The organism is Pseudoalteromonas sp. SG45-2 (assembly GCF_014164115.1).
Taxonomy (GTDB): domain Bacteria; phylum Pseudomonadota; class Gammaproteobacteria; order Enterobacterales; family Alteromonadaceae; genus Pseudoalteromonas; species Pseudoalteromonas distincta.
In genome coordinates this window covers 1-13408 of sequence record NZ_JACJEO010000040.1, presented here as the reverse complement: position 1 = coordinate 13408, position 13408 = coordinate 1, and the positions used below count along the sequence as shown (strand labels likewise).

Here is a 13408-nt window from a genome sequence, read left to right as displayed (position 1 = left end):
ATCTTTGATCAATTTAACGAATTAAATTGCACTATAACGTCGTTAAAAATTTTTTATTTAGAACAACTAGATATAAAAATTTTTGCCTAGTTCTAGCGTAATTTTCTTAACGTTAAATAGACCCCATATATAAGCAGATTGGTATAAGTTAAAAATTAGGAATATAACTAATGAGAAACTCAAGAAATGAGATAGTAAAATATGGAGTCTCTTTTGGTACGGCCCTAGCAATTGCTATTTCATGGAGTGCTAATGAGTCTGTGTTATGGGCAATTTTGCACGGTTTTTTGTCTTGGTTTTATGTTATTTGGCATGTAATTACGCGATAAGTATTTTCGCGTGTGCACTCATTGATTATGTATATTTCGGTCAATGTTAATACTCGAGCAATTACCATCTAAAACTATTAAGTTAAAAATATAAAAGGAATAATTAATAATGAAAGGTGCGGGTGGAAGCTCTGGTGGTATTGGGCATTTTTTTATTGGTTTAATTATGATGTGCGGTGGCTTTTATATGCTGCTAAACGCAATTTCGGTGACCTCTAATTTTGGACTAAGTTCTCGCATTTATAGTGTTAATGCTTTAGGTGGCTTTGGCGTTACAGGCGGCATGGTTATGATCCCGTTTATTTTTGGTGTGGGTCTGATTTTTTATAATTCTAAAAATATTTTAGGCTGGGTGCTATCTCTTGGCTCGTTAACCGCACTCATATTTGGCGTTATATCGAGTGTGCGATTTAGTATACGAACTATGACGTCGTTTGATTTGATTGTTATTATAATTTTAGCATTTGGCGGCTTAGGGCTATTTTTACGATCGCTTAAATCTATTGATACTTAAATAATTACCACGCTTTGTTTTAAATACAATTTTAATTATAGGCATTTAACATGATGTTTTAATGCCTAAGCTAATACATTAATAATATAACCCTTCCTATTTACTGCTTAACCAGTAACGTATTTTAAAGAGATTTATGTGAACAACTCAATACAGCTAAAACTAATTGCTACTCACTTATTAGCACAAAGAGAAGAAAACCCAGCACGTTCAAACTTTCCTAAAGAGTTAGTACTAGACTCGACTGACGATGCGATAGAAGTACAAAAGTTGATGATTTATTTAAATGATCAAACTGTATATGGCTGGAAGTGTATGCTGCCTTTAGATGATGGCTCAATTATATTAGCGCCTCTTTTACATGTACCTATAAAACAAGCTGAAAATTGCCCACTATATACAACAAACAATAAAGCGCTTATTGAACCAGAAATTGCATTTATTTTACAAAGCGATTTACCAAGTAATAAAACCTATACAAATGAAGACGTGGATACTGCATTTGCCAGCGCCCATTTAGCACTTGAGCTTATTCAAAAAAGGTTTGATGAAGACACTCCAAGCACGCACATTGAAAAGCTGGCCGATGGCCTATCCAATCAAGGCGTGTATTTAGGCCCGCAAATAGATAAAGCCAAAGCGTATAACGCAAGTACTGTAAATATTAACGTTAAGCAAACTGAGCTGGAGTTAAACTTGGCAGGTGTGCATCCTGCAGAACTTGCGCAGCTTCCACTTTATTGGGCGGTTAATTACTTATCAGCAAAGGGAATTAATTTAAAAACTGGGCAAGTGTTTATAACAGGCTCTTATTGTGGTGTTGTTGAGCTTAATACAGATCAGTTAACCACGGTTAGTTACGAAGACTTAGGGTCTGTTAGCACTACGTTTTTATCAAAGTAAATTTAGCGTTACTTAATAGATAAATCGTATTTTAAAATAAGTGCATCTATATAGCGGGTGCGTAATGTATGTTGTTTTTCATGATCGGCGCCATGCCCTAGCGCTTTGTTTAAAAGCTTTATGGCGGGGTGTAATAGCGCTCTTTCTTCTTGGTTTAAACTCGCTTTACTGCGCAGTTCTGTAATGTCGTCAACTAATAGCCTGCCAATGTCTACAGAGACTATTTCGTCTATTAATCCATTTTGAGTAAGTACGCCATATTTACTGCATAAAAACTGTTGCCAAACTTGCTGTAAGTGCTCGTCTATTTCACAGCCAAATAGCTCTTCGCTAAACGTAAATCCTTGCTGAGCGAGTTTAGTTAGGCTTGCAGTATATTGCTGCGCAAAATAATTAAAAGCATGGCTTGATGATTCTATTTTTTGTTTTAAAAGGCCTTGCCCCCAATTAACACAGCCGCGCGGATAATAGTCGTCATATTCTTCGCATTCATACAAACCCGAATATGAGCTGCAGCTAAGTTGACTTTTAATACAGTAACTTGGTTTGGGGAACACACTTCGCTCTTGCCAAGCTAAAAGTGTATCTGCATCTATATTTAATGCTTGGCACAGTTCATCGGTGTTATAAAAATGAGTTGCTAAGTAGTCAGATAAACGCATAAAGCCTCTGGTATCGTTAAAATAAAATACTGTTTATATATACAGTTGTTCATTTTGTATTACCAAACTCAATAACACAAGCGATTTTATAATTAAATGTGCGCTTATACCTCCAAAAATACCGGCAAGTATGTTACAAATAGCGCAAGTTTTATAAATAATGAATTTTTATGCGCACCCTAGACCAAATTAAACAAGCAAGCCTTATTACAGCTATTAAAACGCCATATTTAGCAAACGGTGAAATTGATCTCGCAAAGTACGATGAACTCGTTGAAATACAAATTGCAGCGGGCGTTGATGGCATTGTAGTCGGTGGCACAACAGGCGAAGGCCAGTTAATGAACTGGGAAGAGCATTTAATGCTTATAGCGCACAGTGCAAACAAGTATGGCGACAAACTGGTTATTGTTGGTAATACCGGTAGTAACAACACCCGTGAAGCGATTAAAGCAACTAAATATGGCTTTGCCAGCGGTATGGATGCAGCACTGCAAATTAACCCATATTACGGACGTACGTCAATCGCGGGTGTTAAAGAGCACTTTAAACGCGTACTTGATATTGGACCTGCCTTTATTTACAACGTAGCAGGTCGCACAGGTCAAGACCTAACACCTGATATTATTGAACCATTAGCACAGCACTCGAACCTAATTGGTATTAAAGAATGTGGCGGCAATGAGCGCATTGCACACTATGAGCAGCAAGGCATTGCGTGTTGGTCTGGTAACGACGATGAAGCACACGACGCTCGTCATGTACACAAAGCTCACGGTGTTATTTCGGTTACTTCTAACCTTGTTCCTGGGTTGTTTCGCCAATTAATGGATACTAAAAATGATGAGTTAAATACGTCATTACAACCATTAATGAGCTGGTTGTTCTGTGAGCCAAACCCTATTGCTATTAACACTGCGATGATGATGACAGGTGCAGTAAATCCAGTATTTAGATTACCGTATTTACCGCTTAGTGATGAGCAACAAAAAGTAGGTTTGCCATTAATAAATGAGCTTAACGAACGTGAAGTTGTCGGTGGTAAAGCACAGTTATTAAAACAAAATGAGGTATTAACGCTTTCTTGAGTTGATAATCAATATTTTAATGACTTAACAAACTAATTTTTAGCTTTTAATCCAGTTTAAAGCTAACTGTTGACTCGTTTTTGCTGTATAATTTGCGACCCTTGATAATGTGGCCGTAGGTTATACAGCATGAATTTTAAATCTTTTAGTTTCGCTCCTGAAATCATCCAGGCGTTGGACGAACTTAACTATCACACTCTTACGCCCATTCAGCGCGCAGCAATCCCTGCTGTTCGTAAAGGTAAAGACGTTTTAGCCAGTGCACAAACTGGTACCGGCAAAACTGCCGCGTTTGCTTTACCTATCATCCAAAAATTGGTTGAGTCTGAACTCAGCACAACGAATGCACCTCATGCGTTAGTACTTGCTCCAACGCGTGAACTTGCAGAACAAATTGCAAATAATTTTAGAGATTTTGCAAAGCATACATCACTTAAAGTCGTTAGTTTATTTGGTGGTGTTAGTACCGCCGGCCAAGCAAACGCTTTAAAAGAAGGTGTTGATATTGTTGTTGCAACACCAGGTCGTTTATTTGATCATATTCGTTTAGGTAACTTAAGCCTTGCAAGTGTTAAGCACCTTGTTCTTGATGAAGCCGACCGTATGCTTGATATGGGCTTTATTGAAGACATGCAAAACGTGATTAAAAGCTGTGCAGAAGAGCGCCAGATTTTACTTTTCTCTGCTACTTTCCCTGCAGCAATTAAACAATTTGCATCTAAAGTATTAAAACAAGCTGAAATAGTGCGTGTTGATCAAACTAACAGTACAGCAAGTACTGTTGAGCATGTTGTTTACCCTGTTGAAGAACGTCGTAAGCAAGAACTACTTTCTGAATTGATTGGTAAGAAAAACTGGCAACAAGTGCTTGTATTCGTAAACATGAAAGAAACGGCTGATGAGCTTGTTAAAGAGCTTAACCTTGATGGTATTCCGGCAGGCGTTTGCCACGGTGACAAATCTCAAGGTAACCGTCGTCGTGCTTTACGTGAGTTTAAAGAAGGCAAAGTACGTGTATTAGTGGCTACAGAAGTGGCTGCTCGTGGTATTGATATTGATGGCTTACCTCGTGTAATTAATATTGATTTACCATGGCTTGCAGAAGATTACGTTCACCGTATTGGCCGTACAGGTCGTGCTGGTCGCCAAGGTCAAGCAATCTCATTTGTTAGCCGCGAAGAAGAAAACACTTTGTTTGAAATTGAAACGTTAATCGGTCAAAAAATCAAACGTGTATATTTAGAAGGTTACGAAGTAAGTAACCGTGAAGTACTCATTGATAAAATTGGTAAAAAACCAGCGCATTTACGCCGTACACGTTCTAACAAGTTATCAGGACAAGCAACCGGTGAAGCGAGAGCAGTAAATCGCTCACGTATTTCAAGCGTTCGTAAAAGCTTAAAAGGCGAAAAACTGTCACTTAAAAAGTCATAGTTAACGCCGTTTAGTTTAAAAAAACCTGAGTTTACTCAGGTTTTTTTGTGCCTGATGATAACACCTCATCAATAATATTTGCGTATACATAAGCCGCTTGCTCGCCCTCTTTATTTGCTATTATGGACAAACCAACTGGTAAACCACTTACTTTGCCTACCGGCAGAGTTATGTGCGTTGTGCCTGCAATAGCAGATAACGAACTACTACTACCATTAAAATTATCACCATTAACTAAGTCTGTCTTCCAGGCGGGTGATACTGTAGGCGCTATAACAATATCAAGCTTGTTGTTTTTATATACATTAACAATGGCTGTCGTTGCTAAAGTGCGATAGCGTTCTTTAGTCTCTTGGTATTTTTGTTTGTTAGTTAAATCAATAGCCTGAGATTGAACTAGGATATCTTGCTCAAAGTGGGGCATTTCTGTATTTTTATTTTGAATATTAAAATTAATAAGTGCTTTTAGGCTTTTTACACCCACTTGTGCTGGAGTGCTTGCGAGGTAGTGATTAATTTCGGCTTTAAAGTCGTAAAGTAAAATATAGTATTCATCAACAAATAGCGTATCTAAGTTATCAGTAATATCTACATTAATAATAGTGTGCCCAGCCTGTTTTAATGCTTGTAACTGCTTGGCATAAAGGCGCTGCGTTTCAACTGTAAATTTGTCGCTAGGCAGTGCACCAATAATAAGTGACGATTTTGATTTTAGATTACCTGTTTTTAATTCAAACCCTGTAGTTGTTGCATCAAGGGAGTCTTCACCTTGCAAAACTGATAAAACCAGCAATGCATCTTTAAGTGAATGCGCCATCGGCCCTACTGAATCTTGGCTACTTGAAAGAGGTATAACGCCTGAGCGTGATACTTGGCCCATACTCGGTTTTATTGCATAAACTCCATTTACTGAGGCAGGGCACGTAATTGAACCGTCTGTTTCAGTCCCTAATGCTATGGGCGCAAAGTTAAGTGCGACTGCCACAGCAGAGCCTGCACTAGAACCACATGGATTACGTGTTACATCGTGCGCATTATGTGTTTGTCCGCCTACGGCACTCCAGCCTGACGATGAATAGGATGAACGAAAATTTGCCCATTCACTTAAATTAGCTTTGCCTAAAATTATAGCGCCCGCATTACGTAGTTGTTTAACAACAAAAGCATCATTATCAGTAACGTTATTTTTAAGTGCTAAAGAGCCAGCCGTTGTGGGAAGTGTGCCTTTTGTTTCTATATTATCTTTAAGAAGTACAGGTATTCCGTGTAATGGACCTGCCCAAGTGCCTTTGGCGGCAAGTTCATCTAACGTTTTAGCTTGAGCAATAGCTGTAGGCTCAATACTAATAACTGCATTGTATTGTGGGTTAAGTTTATTAATTCGCTTTATATAATTTTGGGTGAGTTGCTGTGCATTAATAGAATTATTTTTATATGCACTGTGGATTTCATCGATGGTTTTTAGCTCTTGTGCTTTAGCGTTAAAAATTGCTAATACACTAAGCAACGAAAAGGTAAATGTTTTGATCATTGTTGAGGTGCTTGAGTTGTCATTATTTTCTATACATTTAGCACAAAAAAACCTCACAAAGTGAGGCTTTTCGATAAACAGCTTAAAAAAGAGGTTTAAGCGTTTTCTAACATAGACAGTGCGACTGCTTCAGCTGCTTTAATACCATCAATACCCGCTGATAAAATACCGCCAGCGTAACCTGCGCCTTCACCAGCAGGGTAAAGCCCTTTGGTGTTAATACTTTGGAATGTTTTATCACGCTTAATACTAATAGGCGACGAAGTACGTGTTTCAACACCGGTTAATAAACCGTCGTTAGTTGAAAAGCCACGAATTTGTTTATTAAACGCTGGTATCGCTTCGCGAAGGGCATCAATTGCAAATTGTGGTAACACTTTACTCAAGTCAGTTAACTTAATACCAGGTGTGTAAGAGGGTTGTACTTCACCTAAGTCTGCAGATGATTTACCTTTTAAGAAATCTCCAATTAACTGCGCTGGTGCATCGTAGTTGCTACCACCAAGCTCATACGCTTGCTCTTCAAGTTTGCGTTGTAAGTCTATTCCAGCAAGTGGATTACCAGGGAAATCTTGCTCTGGTGATATACCTACCACAATAGCGCTGTTAGCGTTGCGCTCACTTCGTGAATATTGACTCATACCATTGGTAACAACACGGCCTTCTTCAGAGGTTGCCGCGACTACTGTGCCACCTGGGCACATACAAAAGCTGTAAACGGTGCGGCCATTGTCGCAGTGATGAACAAGTTTATAATCGGCAGAGCCTAAAATTGGGTTTCCTGCATTTGTGCCAAAACGACATTCATCGATCATTGATTGTTTATGTTCGATTCTAAAACCGACTGAGAATGGCTTTGCTTCAACATAAATCCCTTTTTTGTGGATCATATCAAACGTGTCACGTGCGCTGTGGCCAACGGCTAATACAACATGGCGAGTGTTTAGCTGCTCGCCATTTGAAAGCGTTAAACCTGTTACTTGCCCGTCGTCTAAATGAATATCGTCAACACGTGTGCTAAAGCGAATTTCGCCGCCAAGCTTTATTATACGAGCGCGCATTTTTTCAATCATGGTGACAAGTTTAAACGTACCAATGTGTGGCTTACTTACGTATAAAATTTCATCGGGTGCGCCTGCTTCTACAAATTCAGTAATGACTTTTCGGCCATAATGCTTTGGATCTTTTACTTGGCTGTATAACTTACCGTCTGAGAATGTACCTGCGCCACCTTCACCAAATTGTACATTTGATTCTGTATTAAGTGTGCGTTTACGCCAAAAGCCAAACGTGTCTTTTGTACGTTCACGTACTTCTTTACCGCGCTCTAATATAATGGGTTTAAAGCCCATTTGAGCAAGTAATAAGCCCGCAAATAAACCACAAGGACCAAAACCAATCACGACAGGGCGCTCTTTGATATTATTGTTAGCTTGGGCTACAAATTTATAACTTGTGTCTGGTGCTACTTTTACATGTTGGTCTTTTTCAAATGCTGCGAGTAGCTCGGCTTCGTTATCAACTTCTATATCGAGTGTATAAATAAGTAAAATAGCTGATTTTTTACGTGCATCATAACCACGTTTAAACACATTAAAACTGTGCAATTGTTCAGGTTGGATTTTGAGTTTATTTACAATTGCTTGACCAATTGCGTCTTCGTCATGATCAAGTGGCAGCTTTATTTCGGTTAAACGTATCATTTATATCTCTTTTAGGTGTCATAGCGGGGTATTATTACCGCTCACAATAAGGGGATGCAGGGCACAACGAGTGTGCAAACATTAGGCGCGCATTTTACGTTAAAATAGCCTGATATGGCACTTATTTATTGTATTTTTGGGGTGGATGGGTATGATCCACAACTGTTGTTCAAAATCTTAGGTATTAAAATAGTATGGCGTTTGTTGTCACCGAAAATTGTATAAAGTGTAAGTACACCGATTGCGTATCTGTGTGCCCAGCAGATGCATTTTTTGAAGGCCCTAATTTTTTAGCAATTAGCCCGATTGATTGTATCGATTGTGGTTTATGTGTACCTGAGTGTTCAGCTGATGCGATATACCAAGAAGATGAGCTACCAGAGTCTCAAAAAGAGTTTACTGAATTAAATGCTGAACTTGCACTGGTCTGGCCGCGCATTACAGAGGTTAAACCTGCACCAGAGGACGCTGATGTATGGAATGGCATAGACGATAAGCTTAAACTACTCGAAACATAATACATAACAATTAGTTACTCCTTTATCATTAAATAGTTAATTTTTCATTTCAAAGTATTAACAAATGTACCTGGATAAATTACAATCCTCAGCTTAAGTTGCTCCTTATGAGTAATTACAGTCTAAATGGATGTTTATGCAGTACTTTATAACTATAATAAAAAAGTTTTCCTTCCTATTTTTAAGTTTTGCTTTATTACTTTCAAGCCTTGATGTAGCGGCTAAAAAACAGCAAGTATCCTTGTCCCGTATTAATTCAAATATCACCGTTGATGGTGTTATGGATGAGGCGCACTGGCAAAATGCAACACGTATATCTTTACTCTACCAAGATGAGCCTAACGAAAAAGGCACACCTCCTGTAAAAACTGATGCCTTTATTTACGAAGATGGCACTAACTTATATGTTGGTTTTATTGCTGAGGATCCTAACCCTGAGCAAATTCGTGCATCACTTCGTGACCGCGATACGCTATGGGAAGACGACGTCGTTATTCTTGTTATTGATACATTTAATGATGAACGCAGTGGTTATGAATTCCATGTGAACCCGCTGGGTGCGCAAGGCGATATACGAATGACCGACACCGATGGCTGGAGCTCTGATACCTCATGGAATGCTATTTGGGATAGCGCAGGACAAATTAACGACAAAGGTTATGTTGTTGAAATGCGTATTCCTTTTAAAGCATTGCGTTTTCCTGAAAATAAAAATGAGCTAACGTGGGGTTTTTCTGTAATGAGAAACTATCAACGTGATGTGCTATATCAGCTATCAAATATGGGGTTTGATAGAAATGTGAAATGCAGCCTTTGCCAGTTTGATAAGTTAGTTGGCTTTAGTGACATTGAATCAAGTAAAAATATCCAATTAACACCTACATTAACCACACTGCGTAACGATAATAAATCTGCGTTGCCAGGTGATTGGGATAAGGGTGATATAGATACTGAAGTGGGCTTAGATTTACGCTGGGGTTTAACAAAAGATGCTGTTTTAAACGCGACAATTAATCCTGATTTTTCGCAAGTAGAAACTGACTCTTTAGAGCTTGATGTAAATACAACCTTCTCAATTTATTACGCTGAAAAACGTCCTTTCTTTTTAGATGGTGCTTCTTACTTTAAAAGTAGCTTATTTGAGCTTTTATACACACGTACAATTGCAGAGCCTACTTTAGGTGCAAAGCTGACGGGTAAAACGGGTGATCATAGTTATGCGCTAATGCTAGCTGATGACGACAATAGTAATATTTTACTGCCAACGAATCAGGGCTCTGGCTTTGCAAGCTTAAACGAAAAAACGAATGCAGCCGCAGGGCGTTATCAATATGACTTAGGTCAGCAAGGTACTATTGGTATTTCAAGCACGCACAGAGAAAGTGATGACTATCACAACACTGTATTATCAGTGGATGGTACCTACTGGTTTAATCAATCGGATACTCTTTTGTATCAAGTGTCATCTGCTGATACTCGTAACTCTGAATTTTTAATTCAAAACTATAACTTATCTGAAACTCAATCAGATGAAGCTTATGCTCTAGAACTTACCCGCGATAAACGTGATTACAAATTATTTGCATCTTATGAAAATATTGGGAAGGACTACCGCACTGATTTAGGTTATCAAGCTAAAGTTGATTATGAAAAAGTAGGCTTTGGTGGCGGACAAACATGGTACAGAGATGAGTCTGATTTACTTACCTCATGGTCATACGAAGCTGACTGGGATAAAACGTGGGCGCAAAATGGCGACTTACTTGAAGAAGAATACGAAGGCTTTTTGAGTTTTAAAGGTCAAAAACAATCTATTTTTGAAATTGGTTTAGTACACCGTTATGAAAATTATAATGACAATTTTTATAATCAAAATATTGGTTACATTTATACGGGCTTTAAACCCACTAAAGATTTAAAGTTATCATTATATGTTGAATACGCTAGCCGCATTGATTATGCAAATGAGCAATTAGGCGATGCGTTTGACACCCAAACCCAAATGGTGTGGGACATTAACGACCATTGGCAGCTCGATGTAAAACATAACTACAGCCAATTAGATAACCCACAAGGGGAGCGTGTATTTACAGCTAACTTAGTTGATTTTAGGCTTCATTATAAATTTAGTATGCGTTCAATTCTTAAGCTTATTTTACAATTTGAAGATATTGATAGAGACGAAAATGCCTACTTTTATCAAGTTAGCCAAATTAACAAAGACTACGGTAGTCAGCTTATTTACTCATATAAAATTAATGCGCAAACACTGTTTTATTTGGGTTACTCAGATAGAGGTTACCAAGACGATTCTCTTAAAAATATTGAGCGAGATCAACGTACCTTATTTACAAAAGTTAGCTATGCATGGCAGCTTTAAATATTAATAATAATTTTATTAGCGATAATTCCTACTAGTTTGAGTAGCAATGCATAATGCGCAAGAATAATTTTTAAATGATGTACGACAGCGGAGCAAATGCGATTAAGGTTGAGTAAATATAAGTACTTAAAGCTGTAGTGGTGAGGCATAGATTAATGCGGCAGAAAAAACGACAAAGTTTATATACCGCATGTATTAAATTTTAAACAATTGAAACGTTTTTGTTTATTTTTATTAATCCCATCTATACTATATGTAGATATAGTTAGTTAATCCATTATCGTTACAATTTTTTGTTATTCTAATGGCTTAGGATTATATCAATGCTTGCGTAGTACTAAATGCAAGCGATATAATCCGCTTTTGGTAATAGGTTTGATAGGAGAAGCAAAATAGATGGATTTTTTTTATGAATAAACTTAAGCCGCTCGGTTTTATTTTCTTAATCATAGTTCTATTTTGTTTCTGCATAAACATAGAGTTAACTAATCAGATCAACCGTATAAATCTATTTCAGACTAATATTGATATACGAAGTTTCGAGATCACGAATACCTCCCTTGATATGGCTCCTTGGTATAATCCCATTTTAAATGGCCATTATATAATTGAGCAGCCAACAGCTGATTTTTTACTTATTAAAACCACTGATACCCAATTTGTAGCCGCTGATTCTAATAAGTTAATCATGATGACGCTCTCATCACCCATGAACTTTTTATTTTTATGTATATTGATATTTGGCTCAGGTATCTATTTACGTAGAGAACGTAGAAAACGTCATTATAAAAATCAAATAGCGGAGCTCAATCGCCAAGCCAACAGCTTACTTACTGCATTTAATTTACAAGTTAAACCGGCAGAGAACCCATTAGGTGTAAGCAGCTTAAGCCAATCTATAAATAGCTTAAATTCACACGTAGTTAATTATGTAAAACAAACTCAAACAAGTATTTGTCAAGACAAACTGACGCTGTTAATTGACCGCCATGCATATATTGAACACATAGACAGACAAATAAATCATGCTAATCAGGAAGATCTCAAATGTGCGCTTCTATTTATCGACTTGGATGGCTTTAAACAAGTAAATGATTCGTTTGGCCACAGTTTTGGTGATGAAATATTAGTTCAAGTGGCCAGTCGACTTGCAAATGTTTTACGTCACCATAAGTTAAGTAATATTAATAGCGCTAATCAATTAGAGCAAAACTTATCAAGATTAGGTGGAGATGAATTCTCCATATTTATAGAACTACTTGATGATAGCGACAGAGTTGTTGAGATTGCGAAGCACGTGTTAAGTGAGCTTGAAAAAGACTTTGTGCTTGGCAATAAAATAGTAAAAATTAGTGCCAGTATTGGTATTGCTGCTTACCCAGAAAGCGCGTCAACCCCACAAGCACTTTTACAACTAGCTGATGTTGCTATGTACAGAGCTAAGAGTGATGGTAAGGGAATATTTAAAGTTTACTCGCCAGAAATGGGTAACAAAATGCGCCGTTATCATTATTTACTCGAAGAATTGCGTTTAGCGCTCGCGTGTAAAGATTTTTACTTGTCTTTTCAGCCAATTGTACATGTTGAAGATTGTATGATTGATTATTTTGAAGCGCTTACACGCTGGGACCACCCAGTTGAAGGTATGATCCCACCTTCAGAATTTATTCCAATAGCAGAAGAGTCGAATTTAATATTAGAGCTTGGCGATTGGATTATGCTTGAATCGTGTCGGCAAATGGCTGCATGGCATAATGCAGGTATGCGCAAAGTAAAAATATCTGTTAACGTTTCGGGCATTCAGTTAAAGCACCGTGATATTTATGATTGGATAATGAAGAAGCTAAAAAAAACCGGCTTACCGGCGACGTCTTTAATGCTAGAAATTACCGAATCAACATTTATTCAAGCCAGCCCTAGAATAATTAAAGAGCTAAGTAGATTAAGAGAAGAAGGCATCACTATTGCAATTGATGACTTTGGTACAGGTTTTAGCTCGTTAAGTACATTAGCGGATTTACCAATTGATGTTATTAAAATTGATCGCTCGTTCATAGCTCAAGCCAATAAAAGCCAAAAGTATAACGATATATTAAATACAATTAGTGAGCTTGGACAAAAGCTGGGCCTTAAAATTGTAGCTGAAGGCGTTGAAGAAATAGGGCAGTTTGAGCTTGTTAAAAAAATGGGTGTGAGTTCAGTTCAGGGGTATTTAGTGAGCCGTCCTGAGTCATCAGTTAATGTAGGCAATAAAGTATTACGTAATAACACCAGCAATCTTTCTGCATCGGGTACAAGTGCGTGGGATATTGTTAGTTAGTTAGTTAGTTAGTTAGTTAGTTA

General features: G+C 37.7%; 10 protein-coding genes. 7 read left to right on the top strand and 3 right to left on the bottom strand.

Annotated elements, in window-relative coordinates:
- Positions 1-438: 438 nt before the first annotated feature.
- A complete protein-coding gene (locus tag H5116_RS19690; RefSeq protein ID WP_182716906.1) occupies positions 439-843 on the top strand; it encodes a hypothetical protein in 405 nt (134 codons plus the stop codon).
- A gap of 138 nt (positions 844-981) precedes the next feature.
- Positions 982-1746: a 2-keto-4-pentenoate hydratase gene (locus H5116_RS19685; RefSeq protein WP_182716905.1), complete on the top strand. Its 765-nt coding sequence runs from the start codon at positions 982-984 to the stop codon at positions 1744-1746.
- 8 nt (positions 1747-1754) lie between these two features.
- Here the strand turns inward: H5116_RS19685 and H5116_RS19680 are convergent, their stop codons facing one another.
- Positions 1755-2408, bottom strand: a complete 654-nt coding sequence (locus H5116_RS19680; RefSeq protein ID WP_138490422.1) for a DUF6058 family natural product biosynthesis protein — start codon at positions 2406-2408, stop codon at positions 1755-1757.
- Between the two features lie 170 nt (positions 2409-2578).
- Here H5116_RS19680 and dapA point away from each other — a divergent pair, with 170 nt between their 5' ends.
- Both dapA and H5116_RS19670 read left to right on the top strand, forming a co-directional pair.
- Positions 2579-3496 (top strand): 4-hydroxy-tetrahydrodipicolinate synthase, encoded by a 918-nt coding sequence (gene dapA / locus H5116_RS19675; protein WP_182716904.1) that lies wholly within the window; start codon positions 2579-2581, stop codon positions 3494-3496.
- 129 nt (positions 3497-3625) lie between these two features.
- Positions 3626-4930 carry a DEAD/DEAH box helicase gene (locus tag H5116_RS19670; RefSeq protein WP_002958629.1) on the top strand — a complete coding sequence of 435 codons (1305 nt, stop codon included), beginning with the start codon at positions 3626-3628 and terminating at the stop codon, positions 4928-4930.
- 31 nt (positions 4931-4961) lie between these two features.
- On the opposite strand, the gene H5116_RS19665 is transcribed toward H5116_RS19670, so the two are convergent.
- A complete protein-coding gene (locus H5116_RS19665; RefSeq protein WP_182716903.1) occupies positions 4962-6461 on the bottom strand; it encodes an amidase family protein in 1500 nt (499 codons plus the stop codon).
- Between the two features lie 95 nt (positions 6462-6556).
- A complete protein-coding gene (locus H5116_RS19660) occupies positions 6557-8164 on the bottom strand; it encodes an NAD(P)/FAD-dependent oxidoreductase (RefSeq protein ID WP_182716902.1) in 1608 nt (535 codons plus the stop codon).
- 194 nt (positions 8165-8358) lie between these two features.
- Here H5116_RS19660 and fdxA point away from each other — a divergent pair, with 194 nt between their 5' ends.
- The 3 genes from fdxA to H5116_RS19645 all read left to right on the top strand — a co-directional run bounded on the left by fdxA (position 8359) and on the right by H5116_RS19645 (position 13385).
- Positions 8359-8682 carry a ferredoxin FdxA gene (fdxA, locus tag H5116_RS19655; protein WP_002958626.1) on the top strand — a complete coding sequence of 108 codons (324 nt, stop codon included), beginning with the start codon at positions 8359-8361 and terminating at the stop codon, positions 8680-8682.
- Positions 8683-8818: 136 nt separating this feature from the next.
- Positions 8819-11062: a carbohydrate binding family 9 domain-containing protein gene (locus H5116_RS19650; RefSeq protein ID WP_182716901.1), complete on the top strand. Its 2244-nt coding sequence runs from the start codon at positions 8819-8821 to the stop codon at positions 11060-11062.
- Between the two features lie 568 nt (positions 11063-11630).
- Positions 11631-13385 (top strand): putative bifunctional diguanylate cyclase/phosphodiesterase, encoded by a 1755-nt coding sequence (locus H5116_RS19645; protein WP_409074703.1) that lies wholly within the window; start codon positions 11631-11633, stop codon positions 13383-13385.
- The last annotated feature ends 23 nt before the right edge of the window (positions 13386-13408 follow it).